The following is an 18,139-nucleotide window of genomic DNA, read 5'->3' on the forward strand; positions in this document are numbered from 1 at the left end:
GATGCCGCTGTGTCGACACGGTCGCGGCGGCTGCCGCGGCTCGCGGGGACGGTCGTGATCGCGGCCGCGCTGACCACCGCCTGCACGGCGCAGGGCGGTGGCGGGGAGGCCGGAGGGTCGTGCGCGATCGCCGCCCTGTACGAGGGCCGCACCTATACGCAGGTGGACGACGTCCACTTCACCGTGGGCGAAGCGCTCGGCCCCGTCGAGGTCCCGCCCTGTGACGACACGCCGGGCCACGACGACGAGGCCGTAAGGGCCGAACCGGCCGCGGCCTTCGTCGTCGACGGCTTGAATCCACGTACGGCCATCGCGATGCGGTACGCCGCGGACGAGGTGCTGCTCCTCGCCGTCCAACCCGGAGGCAGCCTGCCTCCCGAGGTCGAGGCCCTGACGCGAGGCCAGGGCCGGACCGGCGCGCGGGCCGGAGGAAGTATGCCTCAGGTCGGAGACGGCTGACAGACCGGTGAGGAGCGCCGTACCCGCCCCCCGATAGGGTCGGGACCGTGGCGAACAAGAACATCCCCGACTCCGCCTTCTCCGACGACGACGGCACCGCCGACCCCCGGCTGAGCGCCGCGCTCGCCGCCTGGGCCGAGGACCGCGCCGCCGTGGGCCCGGTGCTCGAGGCGCTCAGGGGCGCCCGGCTGCTCGTGCCCGTCGTCGCGGTGCTCGGCGAGGTGGAGGAGGACGAGAACGGGCTGCGCCGGGAGAAGACCAGTGACATGGCGGTACCGACCCTGAAGGCCGGGGACCGCACCGCGCTGCCCGCCTTCACGTCCACCGAGTCGCTCGCCCGCTGGGATCCGGAAGCCCGCCCCGTCGCCGTGGCCGTGCACCAGGCCCTGGAGGCCGCCGCGCACGAGAAGGCCGACACCGTCGTACTGGACCTGGCCGGTCCGGTGCCGTTCGAGGTGACGGGGCAGGTGCTGCTGGCGCTGGCCGAGGGGCGGACGACCACCGACCCGCTGGCCGACCCGGCCGTGGCATCGGCCGTGCGCGCCGCCCTGGCCGCGGAGCCCGCCGTACGCCGGGCGCACCTCGGTCCGGGACGGGCCGACGGCACGCTCGCGCTGGTCCTGGACCCGGAGGCCGACGCGGCGAGGGCCGCCCGGGCGGTCGCCGAGCGGCTGGCCGCCGACGACACGCTGAGGGCCCGCCTGGTGCGCGGCCTCGACCTGGCACTGCTGCCGGCCGGGGCGACGCCTCCGGGCGAGCCCTTGTACGTGCGGGGATAGCGCGGGGCCGGCGGGCTGTCCCGCGGCCCTGGGCGGCGGTCAGCCGTAGACCGCGCCGGTGTACTTCTCGCCCGGACCCTGGCCCGGCTCGTCGGGGACCAGCGAGGCCTCGCGGAAGGCCAGCTGGAGCGACTTCAGGCCGTCGCGCAGCGGCGCCGCGTGGAACGAGCTGATCTCGGTCGCCGTCGCGTCCAGCAGGCCGGCCAGCGCGTGCACCAGCTTGCGCGCCTCGTCGAGGTCCTTGTGGTCCTCGCCCTCCTCGGTCAGGCCCAGCTTCACGGCGGCGGCGCTCATCAGGTTGACGGCGACCGTCACGATCACCTCGACCGCCGGGACCTCGGCGATGTCGCGGGTCATGGCGTCGAAGTCGGGATTCGCCGAGGATTCAGCAGGGGTCTCACTCATGCCGCACACGATAGGCGCAGCGGGGGAGCGCGCCCCACTCGGACTCGGTTAGCCCTTCCCCCGCCGAGCTGCTAACCTTGTGTAACGACCGGTCGGACACGTACGCCCACGGCAGCGGATCCGGCCCACAAGTGGAGGCTTCGAACTCCCACCTGGCCGTCCTCAGGACGGCGGGTCACCGGTCAGGCGGTCCCGTCCCAGCGGCGGCGACCAGCCCGAAATCGCGCCCCGCGGTCATCGCGGCGGTGCTCCGGTAGCAGTTCGAGGAGCCCCGCCTGTGATCGTCCGGGGCATTTTTTGTGCGCCGGCGCGGTTAGGTCTATCGAACAGAGACGTTACGCGGCTGTCCGCCAGACCGTCGCGTGGTGCTACCGAGGAGGATCCATCAGCGCCGAGCCCCGCATCAACGACCGGATTCGCGTTCCCGAGGTGCGACTTGTCGGTCCCAGCGGCGAGCAGGTCGGGATTGTCCCGCTTGCCAAGGCCCTGGAGCTTGCGCAGGAGTACGACCTCGATCTCGTCGAGGTCGCGGCGAACGCCCGTCCGCCCGTGTGCAAGCTCATGGACTACGGGAAGTTCAAGTACGAGTCGGCCATGAAGGCCCGTGAGGCGCGCAAGAACCAGGCGCACACGGTCATCAAGGAGATGAAGCTCCGGCCGAAGATCGACCCGCACGACTATGACACCAAGAAGGGTCACGTCGTCCGGTTCCTCAAGCAGGGCGACAAGGTCAAGATCACGATCATGTTCCGTGGTCGCGAGCAGTCCAGGCCGGAGCTCGGCTACCGACTGCTGCAGCGTCTCGCGGAGGACGTGGCCGACCTCGGTTTCGTGGAGTCGAACCCGAAGCAGGACGGCCGAAACATGATCATGGTCCTCGGTCCGCACAAGAAGAAGACCGAGGCGATGGCCGAGGCCCGCCAGGCGCAGGAAGCGCGCAAGGCGGACGCGAAGGCGAACCCCGGCAAGTCGCAGAACGCCGCGGAGGCCGACCTCGCGGAGGCCGACGTCGCGGAAGCCGAGGCCCCGGCCGAGGCACCCGCCGAAGCGTGACCCCGGGGGGCCGCCAGTCCCCAGGACACAACCGATACAAGAGCGACGCTCCACACCGTGCCCGGTTTCACGACCGGGCACCGGAGCGCCACCGACGAGGAGAGTACGGCGCTATGCCGAAGAACAAGTCGCACAGCGGTGCCAGCAAGCGCTTCAAGATCACCGGCTCCGGCAAGGTGCTCCGTGAGCGCGCCGGCAAGCGCCACCTGCTCGAGCACAAGTCGTCCCGCGTGACGCGTCGCCTCACCGGCAACGCCGAGATGGCCCCGGGCGACGCCGCGAAGATCAAGAAGCTTCTCGGCAAGTGACGTACGGGCGCCACTGAGCGCCGTACGGCAGGACCGGGACCCAATCGATACCGGGCCGCGTGAGGATCACCGCGGCCCCGCTACAAGGAGTTAACAAGTGGCACGCGTCAAGCGGGCAGTCAACGCCCACAAGAAGCGCCGGGCGATCCTCGAGCAGGCCTCCGGCTACCGCGGTCAGCGTTCGCGCCTGTACCGCAAGGCCAAGGAGCAGGTCACCCACTCGCTGGTCTACAACTACAACGACCGCAAGAAGCGCAAGGGCGACTTCCGTCAGCTGTGGATCCAGCGCATCAACGCCGCTGCCCGCGCCAACGGCATCACGTACAACCGCTTCATCCAGGGCCTGAAGGCCGCCAACGTCGAGGTCGACCGCAAGATCCTCGCCGAGCTGGCCGTCAACGACGCCGGTGCCTTCGCGGCGCTGGTCGAGGTCGCGCAGAAGGCGCTGCCGAGCGACGTGAACGCGCCGAAGGCGGCGTGACGCTGCGCTGGCTTTAGCCGGTTGTCGAAGGGACCCGCAGGCTTCGAGCCTGCGGGTCCCTTTGGTTGCCGCCCGGTCCTGTCCGTTCCCGGCCGCGGCCTCGTCGTGGCTGGTCGCGCCCACGCGGCGGAGCCGCACATAGATGCAGCCCCGCGCCCCTGGGGCGTTGCTCCTTGCGGCGAGTAAGCCGCACCCTGCGTCGAGACGATTGTGAAGGTGATGGAACTCATGGCGCCCGCCGCCCCCGAGCTGATCTCCCCCCGCTCCCCCCGGGTCGCCGCCGCACGGCGGCTCGGGAAGCGGAACTTCCGGGGGAAGGAGCGGTTGTTCCTGGCCGAGGGGCCGCAGGCCGTGCGGGAGGCCGCGGAGTACGGGGAGACCCTGGTCGAGCTGTTCGCGACCGTCGAGGCCGCGGAGCGGTACGCCGACATCGTCGGGGCCGCCCGTGAGGTGGGCGCGCGGGTGCACCTCGCCGCCGAGGCGGTGATCGAGGACATCTCCACCACCGTCACCCCGCAGGGACTGGTCGGGGTCTGCCGGTTCCTGGACACGCCGTTCGACGAGATCCTCGCCGCCCGGCCCAAGCTCGTCGCCGTGCTCGCGCACGTCCGGGACCCCGGCAACGCGGGCACCGTGCTGCGCTGCGCCGACGCCGCCGGCGCCGAGGCGGTCGTGCTCACCGACGCCTCCGTCGACCTGTACAACCCCAAGGCCGTCCGCGCCTCCGTCGGCTCCCTGTTCCACCTGCCGGTCGCCGTCGGCGTCCCCGTGGAGCGTGCCGTCGCCGGGCTGCGGGAGGCAGGCGTGCGGGTGCTGGCCGCCGACGGGGCGGGCGAGCACGACCTGGACGCCGAGCTGGACGCCGGCACCATGGGCGGGCCCACGGCCTGGGTGTTCGGCAACGAGGCCTGGGGGCTGCCGGAGGAGACCCGCGCCCTCACCGACGCCGTCCTGCGCGTCCCGATCCACGGAAAGGCGGAGAGTCTGAACCTCGCGACCGCCGCCGCCGTATGTCTCTACGCGTCGGCGCGTGCACAGCGTGCCGCCGGAGGGTGCCGCTCCGTCACCGAGAGCTAGTAGGGTGACCGGCTCAGGCCCCTGCGCGGTTGAGAGGTGGGGTACGGGGATGAGCGTCGGCACGAGCAGCGCACCGGGCGCACGGGGAGCGCCGCGCCCGCCCGCGCCCCGCACCCCCGCAGACGTCGCCGACCTCGGCGTCGACCCGGACCAGCTGCCCGACGGCCTGGTCGTCGCGGACCGGCGCGGGCGCGTCGTCTGCTTCAACGCGGCCGCCGCCCGCATCACCGCCACCCCCGCCGCCGAGGCCCTCGGACAGCCGCTGGAGAGCGCGCTGCCCCTGGAGGACCTGGAGGGCCGCCGCTGGTGGCAGCTCACCGACCCCTACGGCGGCCTCGCCATCCGGGTCCGCCAGCCCGAGCGCAACCTGCTGCTCCCCGGCGGGCGGGAGGTCCTGGTCACCGCCCGCTACGTGCGCACCGAGCGCCTCGGCCCCGTCCACCGCGTCGTGGTCACCCTGCGCGACACGGAGGCCCGCCGCCGCACCGAGCGCAGTCACGCCGAGCTGATCGCCACCGTCGCCCACGAGCTGCGCTCCCCGCTCACCTCCGTGAAGGGCTTCACGGCGACCCTGCTGGCCAAGTGGGAGAGGTTCACCGACGACCAGAAGCGGCTGATGCTGGAGACCGTCGACGCCGACGCCGACCGCGTCACCCGGCTCATCGCCGAGCTGCTCGACATCTCCCGGATCGACTCGGGCCGCCTCGAGGTGCGCCGCCAGCCCGTAGACATCGGGGCCGCCGTCGGCCGGCACATCCAGGCGTACGTCGCCGCCGGCCAGGAGGCCGACCGGTTCCTGCTCCGCCTCGCCCATCCGCTGCCCGACCTGTGGGCCGACCCCGACAAGATCGACCAGGTGCTGAGCAACCTGCTGGAAAATGCCGTGCGGCACGGCGAGGGAACCGTCACCATTGACGTCACGCCCACGGCGTCCCCCCGCGAAGGGGAGGGCACCGGCACGTCGGTCACGGTGAGCGACGAGGGGGCGGGCATCCCGGAGGAATCCATGAACCGCGTCTTCACCCGCTTCTGGCGGGGCAGCAAGCGCGGTGGCACTGGCCTCGGGCTGTACATCGTCAAGGGCATCGTCGAGGCCCACGGCGGCACCATCACGGTCGGCCGCGCCCCCGGCGGCGGCGCCGAGTTCCGATTTACGTTGCCCGTGGCGGCACCGGCGTACCTCAGCTGACGAGCACCTGAGACGGCCGACGGACCCCACGGGCGTAATCAGCGTTCCACAGCCCCGTTAGACTCGGTCTTTGGCACCTTTGCGTCCAGATCCGCAGACGAAGCGTCCCCACGCTGTCTGAGGACCGTAGACGGGGCGTCCCAGCCAGCCAACCGGAAGCACGGGAAGAGATGTCGGCACCGAATAAGTCGTACGACCCTGTCGAGGTCGAGGCGTTGAAACCGGAAGAGATCGAGCGCATGCGGGACGAGGCGCTCGCCGCCTTCGCCGCCGCGGACTCCCTCGACGCGCTCCAGGAGGCCAAGGTCGCCCACACCGGCGGCACCTCCCCGCTGGCGCTGGCCAACCGCGAGATCGGCGCCCTGCCCCCGCAGGCCAAGGCCGAGGCCGGCAAGCGCGTCGGCATGGCCCGCGGCGCCGTGAACAAGGCGCTGGCCGCCCGCCAGGAGGAGCTGGAGACCGAGCGCGACGCGCGCGTCCTGGTCGAGGAGGGCGTGGACGTCACGCTGCCCTACGACCGCGTACCGGCCGGCGCCCGCCACCCGCTCACCACCCTCTCCGAGCGCATCGAGGACATCTTCGTCGCCATGGGCTACGAGGTGGCCGAGGGCCCCGAGGCCGAGGCCGAGTGGTTCAACTTCGACGCACTCAACATCGGCCCGGACCACCCGGCCCGCGGTGAGCACGACACCTTCTTCGTGCAGGGCCCCGAGGGCGGCTCCGAGTCCGGCGTCGTGCTGCGCACCCACACCTCGCCCGTGCAGATCCGCTCCGCGCTCGACCGCGAGCTGCCGGTGTACGTGATCTGCCCCGGCCGCGTGTACCGCACCGACGAGCTGGACGCCACGCACACCCCCGTCTTCCACCAGGTCGAGCTGCTCGCCGTCGACGAGGGCCTGACCATGGCGGACCTCAAGGGCACCCTGGACCACATGGTCCAGTCGCTGTTCGGCGCGGAGATGAAGACCCGGCTGCGGCCGAACTTCTTCCCCTTCACCGAGCCGTCCGCCGAGATGGACATGCTCTGCTACGTCTGCAAGGGCGCGTCCGTCGGCAACCCCGACCGGCCCTGCCGCACCTGCTCCAGCGAAGGCTGGATCGAGCTGGGCGGCTGCGGCATGGTCAACCCGCGGGTGCTCACCGCCTGCGGCATCGACCCGGAGAAGTACAGCGGCTTCGCCTTCGGGTTCGGTATCGAGCGGATGCTGATGTTCCGCCACAACGTCGAGGACATGCGAGACATGGTCGAGGGTGACGTCCGGTTCACCCGGCCGTTCGGGATGGAGATCTGATGCGGGTCCCGCTTTCCTGGCTGCGGGAGTACGTCGACCTGCCGGCCACCGAGACCGGCCGCGACGTGCAGGCCAAGCTGATTTCGGCCGGCCTCGAGGTCGAGACCGTCGAGCACCTGGGCGCCGACCTCAAGGGCCCCCTCGTCGTCGGCCAGGTGCTGACCATCGAGGAGCTGGAGGGCTTCAAGAAGCCGATCCGCTTCTGCACGGTGAACGTCGGGCAGGCCAACGGCACCGGCGAGCCCCAGGAGATCGTCTGCGGCGCCCGGAACTTCGCCGTGGGCGACAAGGTCGTCGTGGTCCTCCCCGGCGCCACCCTGCCCGGCGGCTTCTCGATCAGCGCCCGCAAGACCTACGGCAAGACGTCCCACGGCATGATCTGCTCCGGCGACGAGCTGGGCATGGGCGACGACGGCACCCACGGCATCATCGTGCTGCCGCCGGAGACCGAGGTCGGCAAGGACGCGATCGAGCTGCTGGAACTGGTCGACGAGGTGCTGGACATCGCCGTCACCGCCAACCGCGGCGACTGCCTGTCCATCCGCGGCGTCGCCCGCGAGACCGCCATCGCCTACGGCCTGCCGCTGCGCGACCCGGCCCTGCTCGACGTGCCCGCGCCGAACGCCTACGGCTACCCGGTGAAGATCGCCGACCCGTCGGGCTGCGACCGCTTCACCGCCCGCACGGTGACCGGCCTGAGCGCCGAGGCACGCTCCCCGATCTGGCTCCAGCGCCGGCTCCAGAAGGTCGGCATGCGGCCGATCTCGCTCGCCGTCGACGTCACCAACTACGTGATGATGGAGCTGGGCCAGCCGCTGCACGCCTACGACCGCTCCCTGGTCCAGGGCACCATCGGTGTGCGCCGGGCCCAGGAGGGCGAGAGCATCGTCACCCTCGACGGCACCGAGCGGAAGCTGCACGCCGAGGACCTGGTCATCACCGACGAGCGCGGCCCGATCGGCCTCGCCGGCGTCATGGGCGGCGCCAACACGGAGATCGCCGACCACGGCGACGCCGAGAAGGCCACGAGCGACGTGGTCATCGAGGCCGCCCACTTCGACCCGGTGGCCATCGCGCGCACCGCCCGCCGGCACAAGCTGTCCTCCGAGGCGTCCCGCCGCTTCGAGCGCGGCGTCGACCCGCAGGCCGCGGCCGCCGCCGCGCAGCGCACCGTCGACCTCCTCGTGCTGCTGGCCGGCGGCACCGCGGAGGCCGGCGTCACCGAGATCAGCGCCCCGCCCGTGCCGCACACGATCACCGTGGCGGCCGACCACCCCGACCGGGTCGCCGGTGTGGCGTACGGCCGCGAGACCGTCGTACGCCGCCTCCAGGAGGTGGGCTGCGACGTCTACGGCCAGGACGAGCTGATCGTCACCGTGCCGTCCTGGCGGCCCGACCTCACCGACCCGAACGACCTGGCCGAAGAGGTCATCCGGCTGGAGGGCTACGAGAACCTGCCCTCCACGCTGCCCCGGCCCCCGGCGGGCCGCGGCCTGACCGCCCGCCAGCGGCTGCACCGCCGGGTCGGGCGTGCGCTGGCCGGTGCCGGGTACGTCGAGGCGCTGAACTACCCCTTCGTCGGCGAGCAGGTCTTCGACCAGCTCGGACTGGACGCCGACGACCCGGCCCGCCGTGTCGTCAAGCTGGTCAACCCGCTCAGCGACGAGGAGCCCGCCCTGCGGACCTCGCTGCTGCCGGGCCTGCTCGGCGCGCTGCGGCGCAACGACGGCCGGGGCATGCACGACCTGGCTCTGTTCGAGACCGGCCTGGTCTTCCACCCGCAGGACGAGCAGCGGGTCGCCGTGAACCTGCCCGTCGACCGGCGTCCCAGCCAGGACGACCTCGCCGCGCTGGACGCCGCGCTGCCCGACCAGCCCCGGCACGTCGCCGCGGTGCTGACCGGGGCCCGTGAGCAGGCCGGCTGGTGGGGCAAGGGCCGTCCGGCCGACTGGGCCGACGCGGTCGAGTCCGCCCGTACCGTCGCCCGCGAGGCCGGCGCCGAACTGGGCGTCCGCAAGGGCCAGTACGGCCCCTGGCACCCGGGCCGCTGCGCCGAGCTGACGGTCACCGTCGACGGCGAGGAGCGGGTCGTCGGACACGCGGGCGAGCTGCACCCGCGGGTCCTGAAGGCGCTGGGTCTGCCCGCGCGCACCTGCGCGATGGAGCTGGACCTCGACGCCGTGGCACGGGTCGGCGACGACACCCCGCAGGCGCCGAGGATCTCCGGCTTCCCGGTGGCCACGCAGGACGTCGCCCTGGTCGTCGACGCGTTCGTCCCGGCGGCGGACGTCGAGGCGGCGCTGCGCGAGGGCGCGGGTGAACTGCTGGAGTCCATCCGGCTGTTCGACGTGTACGACAACGCGGAGCAGCTCGGTGAGGGGCGCAAGTCCCTCGCGTACGCGCTGCGCTTCCGTGCGGCGGACCGGACGCTGACGGTCGACGAGGCGTCGGCCGCCCGCGACGCGGCGGTCGCCCTCGCGGGCGAGCGGGTCGGAGCGGTGCTGCGCAGTTAGGGGTTCGCCCGAGGGGCGTGGGGTTCCGCCGGTTCGGCGGCTGCGGGCGGTCGGTGGCCGGTCGCGCAGTTCCCCGCGCCCCTGAAAGAAGGCGCGCTGACGTCCCTCAAGGAGCGCGGGGAACTGCGCGGGCAACCACGACGCACCCGCAGTCGAAGACGCACCGCAACCCTCTCCGTACCCGGCGGAGCCGGCGAGCCGTCCGCCCGGCCACGGAGTGTCGGGCAGGCAGCCGGGCGGACGGCGTGGATGCGGGCCGCCGCACTGTACGAGGGGGAGCCGGCGGCCCGGCCGGCCTCTTTCGAGGCCCTTCAGTCAACCGGCCCGGGACTCTCCGCGACAGCGCGCACACGCTGCGGGTGCGCGTACTCCGTTCGCACCCCGTGTGAGGACCGACGCACTACGCTGTCGGCACCGATCCACCGGGGGGCACCATGCAGCCCAACACCCTGCTCGACGCGATCCTCGACGAGGCCGGGATCTCGCACGCGGGACTGGCCGCGCACGTCAACCAGGCGGGACGGACCCGCGGGCTCGCACTGAGGTACGAACACACCGCTGTCGCGCGGTGGTTGAAGGGGCAGCGGCCGCGCGGCCAGGTGCCCGACCTGATCTGCGAGGTCCTCGCCTCCCGGCTGCACCGCCCCGTCACCCTCGACGACGTCGGTCTCGGCGTGCCCGGCGAACCCGCCGCCGCGCACACCGGCTCGCTCTCCGGGTTCGTGGAGCGCGCGACCGCGCTGTGGCGCTCCGACCAGCAGCAGCGCCCGCACCTCCTGGGCGCCCCGGCCCTCACCGGCACGCCCGCCGTGCTGCCGGTGTGGGAGTGGGAGAACCCGCCCGAGGACACGGACGTCTCCCGCGGCGGCCGGCACCGGGTCACCGCGGCCGACCTGGAGATGGTGCGCTGCGCCCGCACGCACTACGAGCAGATGTACCGCAAGGCCGGCGGCATCGCGACCCGCGCCCGCATCGTCGGCTTCCTCAACTCCGAGGCCGCGCCCCTGCTGCGTGGCAGCTACACCGACGCCACCGGGCGGCAGTTGCACCGTGCCACCGGGGGCCTGGTGGCGGTGGCCGGGATCTGCGCGTACGACTCGGACGCGCACGGGCTCGCGCAGCGCTACTTCCACCAGGCGCTCCGGCTGGCCAAGGCCAGCGGCGACCGGGGACTCGGCGCCTACGTCATCGCGTTGCTGGTCAACCAGGCGCTGTTCACCAGGGAGTACCGGCAGGCCGTCGCGTTCGCCGAGGCCGCGCTGCGCGCCGCGGGCCGGCACATCACCCCGGCGCTCGCCTCCGACCTGTACGCGATGCAGGCGAAGGCGTACGCGCACCTCGGCGACGGCAGCAGCGCGCTGGCCTGCATCCGCCGGGCCGAGCAGGCCGCCGAGCGCATCCGGCGCGGGCACGAGCCCGACGAGACCGGCTACGTGCAGCCCGGACTGGTCAACGTCCAGGTGGCGGAGGCGCTGCTGAGCCTCGGTGACATCGCGGCGGCCGGGGAGCACGCGGCGGCGGCCGTCGACACCCCAGCGCACGACCGGGGGCGCGTGCACCGGCTCGCCATGCTCAGCACGATCGCACTGCGGCAGGGCGACGTGGACAAGGCGGTGGCGACGGCCGTACGGATGGCCGAGCAGGCCCGGGGGATGGAGTCCCAGCGGCTGCGCGACCGGCTGCGCGCGGTGCGCGAGCACCTGGTGGGCAGCGGTTGCGCGGGCACGGCCGAGGCCGCCGAACTCATCGACGGGGCACTGCGCGTACCGCTGTAGGCGGCCCGCCCCGACGGTCCTGCGCCCACCCCTGCGCCCTGAGCGGCCCCCGTACGCCTGCTGCCGGGACGCCGCTGCTGCGATATTGCCACCTACTCGAGGAAAGGTGGCAGAACCGTGCAATGGACGAAACAGAGCGAACAGAATGTGTACTCGAATCGCTGGTTCAGCGTGAACCTCGCCGACGTGGAGCTACCGGACGCCCGGCATCTCGACCACTTCCTGATACGGATGCGCCCCGTGGCCGTGGCCACCGTCGTGAACGAGGCGGCCGAGGTCCTGCTGCTGTGGCGGCACCGTTTCATCACCGACAGCTGGGGCTGGGAACTGGCGGCCGGGGTCGTCGAGGACGGCGAGGACGTCGCCGCGGCGGCGGCGCGGGAGCTGGAGGAGGAGACCGGCTGGCGGCCCGGCCCGCTGCACCACCTGATGAGCGCGGAGCCGTCCAACGGGCTCACCGACGCCCGGCACCACGTCTACTGGGCCGACGAGGGCACCTGGGTGGGGCACCCCGTGGACGACTTCGAGTCGGAGCGGCGGGAATGGGTGCCCCTCAAGCTCGTTCCCGACCTGGTCGCCCGCGGGGAGGTCCCGGCCGCCACCATGGCGGCCGCGTTGCTCCTGCTGCACCACCTCAGGCTCGGGCAGGACACCCCGCCCGCCGGCCGGCGCGCGTGATCAGCCGTAGGCGTAGAAGCCCGAGCCGCTCTTGCGGCCGAGGCGGCCCGCGTCGACCATGCGCTGGAGCAGCGGGGGAGCGGCGTACAGCGGCTCCTTGTACTCCTCGTACATCGAGTACGCCACCGAGGCGACCGTGTCCAGGCCGATCAGGTCGGCCAGCTTCAGCGGGCCCATCGGGTGGGCGCAGCCCATCTCCATGCCGTTGTCGATGTCCTCGCGGCTGGCGATGCCCGATTCGAACATCCGGATCGCGGAGAGCAGGTAGGGGATCAACAGCGCGTTGACCACGAACCCGGAGCGGTCCTGGGCCCGGATCGCGTGCTTGCCCAGCACCTTCTCGGTGAACAGCTGGGCCCGGCTGAGCGTGCCCTCGGAGGTGGTGAGCGCCGGGATCAGCTCGACGAGCTGCTGCACCGGGGCCGGGTTGAAGAAGTGGATGCCGATCACGTGGTCGGGCCGCGAGGTGGCGACCGCCAGCTTCACCAGCGGGATCGAGGAGGTGTTGGAGGCCAGGATCGCGTCCGGCCGGGTCACGACCTGATCGAGCACCTGGAAGATCTCGGTCTTGACCTGCTCGCTCTCGACGACGGCCTCGATCACCAGATCACGGTCGGCGAACTCGCCGAGGTCCGTGGTGAAGCTGAGGCGCGCCTGCGTCGCGTCCCGCTCCTCCTCGGTCGTCTTGCCGCGCTCGGCGGCCTTGGCCAGCGAGTTGTACAGCCGGGTACGGCCGATCTCCAGAGCCTCGCCGGTGGTCTCGGCGACCATCACCTCCAGGCCCGAGCGGGCGCACACCTCGGCGATGCCCGCCCCCATCTGGCCGCAGCCCACCACGCCGACACGTGCGATATCTCCCGAGATGCCGGTCACATCGTCCCTTTCGCTGACTCCACGGCTGGCAGCAGGCGGCACGGGGTCCCCGTCGCCTGCTCCGATCGAGCACGTTACCTCCGAATGGTCACGGATCCGTCCTCCGGGTCGGGCATGCTGAGGCCCCGTACACGATCCGTGACCACGCGGATCCGCAGCGTTCAGGAGGTCTGTCCATGGGCGGTGTCTCGCGCCGTGCCTTCACGGTGGCGGCGTTGTCGGCGTTCACGGCCGCGCCCGCGGCGTCGGCGGCGGGCACGGAGTCCCCGCGGCCGGCGTCCTCGGACCGCGCCGCCGCCGGGATGCGGGGGATGTGGCTGGCCACCGTGGCCAACCGCGACTGGCCCACCCGCGCGGGGCTGCGCGCCGCCGAGCAGCGCGCGGAGCTGATCGAGCACCTCGACAACGCGGTCCGGCACCGCCTCAACACGGTCTTCTTCCAGGTGCGGCCGGCGGCCGACGCGCTGTGGCCCTCGGCGTACGAGCCGTGGTCGCAGTACCTGTCCGGCAGCCAGGGCCGCGACCCGGGCTGGGACCCGCTGGGCACGGCGGTGCGGGAGGCCCACGCGCGCGGCCTGCAACTGCACGCCTGGTTCAACCCGTACCGGGTGGCCACCCACGACGACCCGTCCCACCTCGTCTCCTCCCACCCGGCGCGCAGGAACCCCGGGTGGGTGGTGCCCTACGGCGGGCAGCTCTACTACAACCCGGGACTGCCCGAGGTCCGGGCCTTCGTGCAGGACGCGATGATGGACGCGGTGGAGAAGTACGCGGTGGACGGGGTCCACTTCGACGACTACTTCTACCCCTATCCGGTGGCGGGCCAGAGCTTCGACGACGGCGGGGCCTTCGGCACCTTCGGCACCGGCTTCGCCACGAAGGCCGACTGGCGGCGGGACAACATCGACCGGCTGGTCCGGGAGACGGCCCAGCGGGTCAAGCAGGTCCGGCCGGCGGCCCGCTTCGGTATCAGCCCGTTCGGCGTCTGGCGCAACGCCGCCACCGACGAACGCGGCTCGGACACCCGCGCGGGCGTGCAGACGTACGACGACCTGTACGCGGACACCCGCACCTGGGTGCGCGAGGGCTGGATCGACTACGTCGTGCCGCAGCTGTACTGGCACATCGGCAGGGACGGCGCCGACTACGCGAAGCTGCTGCCGTGGTGGGCCGAGGTGGCGAAGGGCAGCCGCACCCGGCTGTACGTGGGCGAGGCGCTGTACAAGTCGGGGGACCCGGCCCAGCCCGCGGCCTGGCAGGACACGGCCGAGCTGTCCCGCCACCTCACGCTGGCCGCGCGGTACCCCGAGGTCGGCGGGCACGTCTACTTCTCCGCGAAGGACGTCGCCGAGGACCCCGGGGGCGCGATGACGCGGCTGGCGGCCGACCACTACGCGCAGCCGGCCACCGCCCCGCGCTGAACCACGTCTCCGGACGGCGGCGCTAGAGCTGGATCTCCCTGTGCCGGATCTCCGCGTCGGGGCCGGGCGAGCACACGGCCTCGTGCCCGTCCTCGAACCGGACCCGGTACGGGGGAGCGCCGTCGCGGCCCATCACCTCGACGATCTCCGCGACCTTGTCGTGCTCGCCGACCACCCGGCCGTGCTGGACGAGCTGGTCGCCTGTGATTGCGTGCATCCGTGAGGCCTCCTCACTGTGTGCCGCCGGTCAGGCCTAACCCCGGGCCCGCTGGGTGACCGCGATGCACACCAGGACGGCCGCGGCCGTCAGCGGAGCGGCCACCGTCAGGTGCTCGCCCAGGAGAAGTACCGACCACACCAGTGTGAGCAGCGGCTGGGCCAGCTGCAACTGGCTCGCCTTCGGGATGCCGATCGCCGCCATGCCCCGGTACCAGACGACCAGGCCGAGGAACTGCGAACCGATCGCCACCCACAGCAGCCCGGTCACCCCGTGCGCCGTCCAGTGCACCGGCTCGTACGACAGCGCCACCGCCGCCATCGGCACCGTCAACGGCAGGCACAGCGCCAGCGCCCAGCCGATGACCTGCCAGCCCGGCATCACCCGGGCGAGGCGGCCCCCCTCCGTGTAGCCGGCCGCGCACACCAGCAGCGCCGCGAAGAGATAGGCGTCGGCCGAGGTCAGCGCACCGCCGCTCTGCTGCACCGTGAAGGCGATGACGGCCGCCGCGCCCGCCAGGGCCGCGGCCCAGAAGGTGCGCGAGGGCCGGGTGCCGACGCGCAGGGCGGACAGCAGCGCGGTGGTCAGCGGCAGCAGACCGACCACGACGGCGGCGTGCGCGGTGGTCGACGTCCGCAGGGCGAGCGTGGTCAGCAGCGGGAAGCCCAGTACCACCCCGGCGCCGACCACCGCGAGGCCGAACCAGTGCCGGCGCTCCGGCGGTGCCACCCGCAGCGCGATCAGGCAGGCACCGGCGACCGCGGCGGCGAGGATGCTGCGCACTGCGATCAGGGACCAGGGACCGAAGCCCTCCAGACCCCAGGCGGTGGCGGGGAAGGTGAGGGAGAAGGCGACGACACCGAGGGCGGCCAGCGCGGTGCCGGAGGTGCCGGAGGAGGTGCCGCCGGTCCCCGTGCCCGTGGCGCCGACTGCTATCCGGGACGGCGTGGTAGCGCTACTCTGTGCTCTCATGCAAGAGCGTAGCAGCGTCGCTGACCTGGTGACCGTGTTGCGGCGGGAGCTCGACCGCTACTCGCCCGGAGAGAAGCTCCCGTCCAGCCGTGCCCTCGTCGACCGGTTCAGGGTGAGCCCGGTGACGGTCTCCCGTGCCCTGGCCCAGCTCGCCGCCGAGGGACTGGTCGTCACCCGGCCCGGCGCCGGCGCCTTCCGGGCCCGGCCGCGCCCCTCGGCCGCGCCCGGCAGCGACACCTCCTGGCAGGAGGTCGCGCTCAGCGCCGACGGCGCCGCCGACCTCGTACCGCGCTCGGTGGACGCCTCCGGGGTGCTGGTCTCGCTGGACGCCCCGCCGCCCGGTGTCGTGGAGTTCAACGGCGGCTACCTGCACCCGTCGCTGCAGCCGGAGCGTGCCATGGCGGCGGCCCTCGCCCGGGCCGGCCGGCGGCCGGGTGCGTGGGGGCGCCCGCCGATGGAAGGGCTGCCGGAGCTGCGCGAGTGGTTCGCCCGCGGCATCGGCGGGGCCGTCACCGCGGCCGAGGTGCTGATCACCGCGGGCGGTCAGTCCGCGCTGACCACCGCCCTGCGCGCGCTCGCCCCGCCCGGCACCCCGGTCCTCGTGGAATCCCCGACCTATCCCGGGATGCTGGCCATCGCGCGGGCGGCCGGACTGCGCCCGGTGCCGGTCCCGGTCGACGCCGACGGTGTGCGGCCGGCCCTGCTCGCCGACGCCTTCCGGGCCACCGGCGCCCGCGTCTTCGTCTGCCAGCCGCTGTTCCAGAACCCGACCGGCGCCGTGCTCGCCCCCGAGCGGCGCGGTGAGGTGCTGCGCATCGCACGGGCGGCCGGTGCCTTCGTCGTGGAGGACGACTTCGTGCGCCGGCTCGTGCACGAGGACGCGGGGTCGCTGCCCGCCCCGCTCGCCGCCGACGACCCGGACGGCGTCGTCGTCCACGTCGGCTCGCTGACCAAGGCGACCTCGCCCAGCTTCCGGGTGAGCGCCCTGGCCGCGCGCGGGCCGGTCCTGGAGCGGCTGCGGGCCATCCAGGTCGTCGACACCTTCTTCGTGCCCCGGCCGCTCCAGGAGGCGGCACTCGAACTCGTCGGCTCGCCCGCCTGGCCGCGGCACCTGCGCGCCGTCTCGGCCGAGTTGAAGGCGCGCCGGGACGCCATGACCTCCGCCCTGAAGCTGCGGCTCCCCGAGATCTCCCTGGCCCACGTCCCCTCCGGCGGCTACCACCTCTGGCCGCGCCTGCCGGAGGGCGCGGACGAGCGGTCCCTGGCCTCGGCCGCCCTGCGGGCCGGCGTCGCGATCACTCCGGGCCGTCCGTACTTCAGCGCCGAACCCCCGGCCGCCCACATCCGGCTGAGCTTCGCCGCGGTCGCGAACACCGGGGAGATCGCGGAAGGCGTGCGCCGCCTGCGCGACGCCTGGCTGGAGGTGCGGGGAGGCTGACCGCGGGCGCGTCGCCAGGCCGACGCCTCGGCGCGCCTTCGGCCGGTGAGCCGCGAGCACCCTGGGTGACCACAGGTAACACCTCTTGACCTGGTTGCCTCCCCGCCTCACCATCACGGCATGGCGCTTCGGGTCACGTTCGTGGCGGCCGCGCGCAGCTCATCGCTGCTCGCGGAGCGCTTCGACGACCATCAGCCGCTCGACCAGGCCGGATGGGACGAGGTGCTGCGCGCGGCGGGCGATCTGCTGCCGCTCGCGGCAGCCGAGCTGCGCTACTGCTCGCCCACACCCCGCAGCCGCGCCACCGGTGACGCCCTCGGCTGCGCCCCGCTGCTCCAACTGGCCCTGCGGGATTGCGACATGGGCCGCTGGCGCGGTCTGACACTGGGTGAGGCCATGGCCCGCGAGCCGGCTGCCGTCGACGCCTGGCTCGCCGATCCCCGGTCGGCCCCGCACGGCGGGGAGTCGCTGCTGGGCTTCATCACCCGGGTCGGCGGATGGCTCGACACCCGCCCCGGTGAGGACGGCGACCGCATCGTCGCCGTGGCCGAGCCCTCGGTGATCCGGGCCGCGCTGGTCTACGCGCTGAACGCGCCGCCGGCGACCTACTGGAACCTCGACGTCCGCCCGTTGTCCACGGTGACGGTGACGGGTCGCGCGGGCCGCTGGAGCCTGCGCTTCGAGGGGGCACCGGACGACGGCGTCAGACATCCGGTGTTTCGCGAAGGTAATCCGTTGTGAGTAGCAGGTCCTTGGCCGGGCCGCCCACCCGCCAGACCGTCCGCCAGTGGTCCGCGCCCCGGACGGTGAACTCGCCGCGATAGAGGTCGGCGGCGCAGGGGTGGTCGGCCACGTGGTGCCCCGAGGCCAGGTCCAGGCCGTGGAAGGGGCGGCCGTCCGCGAAACACACGTCCGCGCGGCCCGGCCCGCTCCCCGGCAGGTAACGCAGGGTCCGCTCGGCGGGCCGGCTCACCCCCTGCCAGGTGAAGGCGCCCGACTCCCGGCTGATCAGCCCGCCGCCGTCGAGGACGTCGAAGGACGTGATCCCCTCGAACCGTCCCTCCAGCCCGCTCGCCAGATCCCGCACCGACCGCTCGGTGCGCCAGCGCCCCGCGAGGTACGCCAGTACGTCGGGCACCGGCCACAACTCGCCCATTTCCACTCGCTTTCCCGCTCCGGCCCGCTGGTTGTCGCGCGACCCATTGACGC

19 protein-coding genes are annotated in these 18,139 nt (G+C 73.1%); 14 read left to right on the top strand and 5 right to left on the bottom strand.

All coding sequences use genetic code 11. The features are described 5' to 3' along the window. Nucleotides 1-9: 9 nt before the first annotated feature. Together EV562_RS19190 and EV562_RS19195 are read left to right on the top strand one after the other, a co-directional pair. Nucleotides 10-459 (top strand): DUF6281 family protein, encoded by a 450-nt coding sequence (locus tag EV562_RS19190; protein WP_133888029.1) that lies wholly within the window; start codon nt 10-12, stop codon nt 457-459. Nucleotides 460-506: 47 nt separating this feature from the next. After that, a complete protein-coding gene (locus EV562_RS19195) occupies nt 507-1,238 on the top strand; it encodes an SseB family protein (protein ID WP_133888030.1) in 732 nt (243 codons plus the stop codon). Nucleotides 1,239-1,277: 39 nt separating this feature from the next. On the opposite strand, the gene EV562_RS19200 is transcribed toward EV562_RS19195, so the two are convergent. Next, complete coding sequence (locus EV562_RS19200) at nt 1,278-1,643, bottom strand: DUF1844 domain-containing protein (protein ID WP_115741251.1); 366 nt, start codon at nt 1,641-1,643, stop codon at nt 1,278-1,280. Between the two features lie 384 nt (nt 1,644-2,027). On the opposite strand from EV562_RS19200, the gene infC reads away from it, so the two are divergent. The 9 genes from infC to EV562_RS19245 all read left to right on the top strand — a co-directional run bounded on the left by infC (nt 2,028) and on the right by EV562_RS19245 (nt 12,009). Then, nucleotides 2,028-2,696 (top strand): translation initiation factor IF-3, encoded by a 669-nt coding sequence (gene infC / locus EV562_RS19205; RefSeq protein ID WP_133888225.1) that lies wholly within the window; start codon nt 2,028-2,030, stop codon nt 2,694-2,696. A 113-nt stretch (nt 2,697-2,809) separates the two neighbouring features. Beyond that, on the top strand, nt 2,810-3,004 hold the full coding sequence (gene rpmI / locus EV562_RS19210; protein WP_003977225.1) for a 50S ribosomal protein L35: 195 nt from the start codon (nt 2,810-2,812) through the stop codon (nt 3,002-3,004). A gap of 97 nt (nt 3,005-3,101) precedes the next feature. Then, nucleotides 3,102-3,485 carry a 50S ribosomal protein L20 gene (gene rplT, locus EV562_RS19215; protein WP_004002577.1) on the top strand — a complete coding sequence of 128 codons (384 nt, stop codon included), beginning with the start codon at nt 3,102-3,104 and terminating at the stop codon, nt 3,483-3,485. A 228-nt stretch (nt 3,486-3,713) separates the two neighbouring features. Next, the gene (locus EV562_RS19220) at nt 3,714-4,562 is read left to right on the top strand and encodes an RNA methyltransferase (RefSeq protein ID WP_133888226.1); all 849 of its coding nucleotides are present in this window, start codon (nt 3,714-3,716) and stop codon (nt 4,560-4,562) included. A 49-nt stretch (nt 4,563-4,611) separates the two neighbouring features. After that, nucleotides 4,612-5,751 (top strand): ATP-binding protein, encoded by a 1,140-nt coding sequence (locus EV562_RS19225; RefSeq protein WP_133888031.1) that lies wholly within the window; start codon nt 4,612-4,614, stop codon nt 5,749-5,751. 170 nt (nt 5,752-5,921) lie between these two features. Beyond that, on the top strand, nt 5,922-7,043 hold the full coding sequence (pheS, locus tag EV562_RS19230) for a phenylalanine--tRNA ligase subunit alpha (protein ID WP_133888032.1): 1,122 nt from the start codon (nt 5,922-5,924) through the stop codon (nt 7,041-7,043). Next, complete coding sequence (pheT, locus tag EV562_RS19235) at nt 7,043-9,556, top strand: phenylalanine--tRNA ligase subunit beta (protein WP_133888033.1); 2,514 nt, start codon at nt 7,043-7,045, stop codon at nt 9,554-9,556. Before pheS ends, pheT begins: the two co-directional genes overlap by 1 nt. A gap of 434 nt (nt 9,557-9,990) precedes the next feature. Further along, on the top strand, nt 9,991-11,331 hold the full coding sequence (locus EV562_RS19240; RefSeq protein WP_133888034.1) for a transcriptional regulator: 1,341 nt from the start codon (nt 9,991-9,993) through the stop codon (nt 11,329-11,331). Nucleotides 11,332-11,448: 117 nt separating this feature from the next. Beyond that, on the top strand, nt 11,449-12,009 hold the full coding sequence (locus tag EV562_RS19245) for an NUDIX domain-containing protein (protein WP_133888035.1): 561 nt from the start codon (nt 11,449-11,451) through the stop codon (nt 12,007-12,009). On the opposite strand, the gene EV562_RS19250 is transcribed toward EV562_RS19245, so the two are convergent. Beyond that, nucleotides 12,010-12,882 carry a 3-hydroxybutyryl-CoA dehydrogenase gene (locus tag EV562_RS19250; protein WP_133888036.1) on the bottom strand — a complete coding sequence of 291 codons (873 nt, stop codon included), beginning with the start codon at nt 12,880-12,882 and terminating at the stop codon, nt 12,010-12,012. It abuts the gene before it with no gap. Nucleotides 12,883-13,058: 176 nt separating this feature from the next. Between EV562_RS19250 and EV562_RS19255 the strand changes: the two genes are divergently transcribed. Further along, nucleotides 13,059-14,303: a family 10 glycosylhydrolase gene (locus tag EV562_RS19255; RefSeq protein WP_133888037.1), complete on the top strand. Its 1,245-nt coding sequence runs from the start codon at nt 13,059-13,061 to the stop codon at nt 14,301-14,303. A 22-nt stretch (nt 14,304-14,325) separates the two neighbouring features. On the opposite strand, the gene EV562_RS19260 is transcribed toward EV562_RS19255, so the two are convergent. Both EV562_RS19260 and EV562_RS19265 read right to left on the bottom strand, forming a co-directional pair. Continuing rightward, on the bottom strand, nt 14,326-14,520 hold the full coding sequence (locus EV562_RS19260) for a DUF1918 domain-containing protein (protein ID WP_133888038.1): 195 nt from the start codon (nt 14,518-14,520) through the stop codon (nt 14,326-14,328). A 36-nt stretch (nt 14,521-14,556) separates the two neighbouring features. Further along, nucleotides 14,557-15,492 (bottom strand): DMT family transporter, encoded by a 936-nt coding sequence (locus EV562_RS19265; RefSeq protein WP_133888039.1) that lies wholly within the window; start codon nt 15,490-15,492, stop codon nt 14,557-14,559. Here EV562_RS19265 and EV562_RS19270 point away from each other — a divergent pair. Continuing rightward, on the top strand, nt 15,491-16,930 hold the full coding sequence (locus EV562_RS19270; RefSeq protein WP_166661877.1) for a PLP-dependent aminotransferase family protein: 1,440 nt from the start codon (nt 15,491-15,493) through the stop codon (nt 16,928-16,930). The two genes, EV562_RS19265 and EV562_RS19270, sit on opposite strands and share 2 nt — an antisense overlap. Nucleotides 16,931-17,050: 120 nt before the next feature. Continuing rightward, on the top strand, nt 17,051-17,671 hold the full coding sequence (locus EV562_RS19275) for a histidine phosphatase family protein (RefSeq protein WP_133888040.1): 621 nt from the start codon (nt 17,051-17,053) through the stop codon (nt 17,669-17,671). Here the strand turns inward: EV562_RS19275 and EV562_RS19280 are convergent. Next, entirely contained in the window at nt 17,634-18,086 is a 453-nt protein-coding gene (locus EV562_RS19280; RefSeq protein WP_166661878.1) for a DUF6314 family protein, read from the bottom strand. The two genes, EV562_RS19275 and EV562_RS19280, sit on opposite strands and share 38 nt — an antisense overlap. Between the last annotated feature and the right edge of the window lie 53 nt (nt 18,087-18,139).

The sequence above is a fragment of the Streptomyces sp. BK208 genome (assembly GCF_004364245.1).
Taxonomy (GTDB): Bacteria; Actinomycetota; Actinomycetes; order Streptomycetales; family Streptomycetaceae; genus Streptomyces.

Excerpts from the sequence above, each read along its gene's own strand:
- EV562_RS19200 (WP_115741251.1), bottom strand. The coding sequence starts at position 1,643 with ATGAGTGAGACCCCTGCTGAATCCTCGGCGAATCCCGACTTCGACGCC.
- rpmI (WP_003977225.1), top strand. The coding sequence starts at position 2,810 with ATGCCGAAGAACAAGTCGCACAGCGGTGCCAGCAAGCGCTTCAAGATC.
- EV562_RS19220 (WP_133888226.1), top strand. The coding sequence starts at position 3,714 with ATGGCGCCCGCCGCCCCCGAGCTGATCTCCCCCCGCTCCCCCCGGGTC.
- EV562_RS19225 (WP_133888031.1), top strand. The coding sequence starts at position 4,612 with ATGAGCGTCGGCACGAGCAGCGCACCGGGCGCACGGGGAGCGCCGCGC.
- pheS (WP_133888032.1), top strand. The coding sequence starts at position 5,922 with ATGTCGGCACCGAATAAGTCGTACGACCCTGTCGAGGTCGAGGCGTTG.
- pheT (WP_133888033.1), top strand. The coding sequence starts at position 7,043 with ATGCGGGTCCCGCTTTCCTGGCTGCGGGAGTACGTCGACCTGCCGGCC.
- EV562_RS19240 (WP_133888034.1), top strand. The coding sequence starts at position 9,991 with ATGCAGCCCAACACCCTGCTCGACGCGATCCTCGACGAGGCCGGGATC.
- EV562_RS19255 (WP_133888037.1), top strand. The coding sequence starts at position 13,059 with ATGGGCGGTGTCTCGCGCCGTGCCTTCACGGTGGCGGCGTTGTCGGCG.
- EV562_RS19260 (WP_133888038.1), bottom strand. The coding sequence starts at position 14,520 with ATGCACGCAATCACAGGCGACCAGCTCGTCCAGCACGGCCGGGTGGTC.
- EV562_RS19270 (WP_166661877.1), top strand. The coding sequence starts at position 15,491 with ATGCAAGAGCGTAGCAGCGTCGCTGACCTGGTGACCGTGTTGCGGCGG.
- EV562_RS19265 (WP_133888039.1), bottom strand. The coding sequence starts at position 15,492 with ATGAGAGCACAGAGTAGCGCTACCACGCCGTCCCGGATAGCAGTCGGC.
- EV562_RS19275 (WP_133888040.1), top strand. The coding sequence starts at position 17,051 with ATGGCGCTTCGGGTCACGTTCGTGGCGGCCGCGCGCAGCTCATCGCTG.
- EV562_RS19280 (WP_166661878.1), bottom strand. The coding sequence starts at position 18,086 with ATGGGCGAGTTGTGGCCGGTGCCCGACGTACTGGCGTACCTCGCGGGG.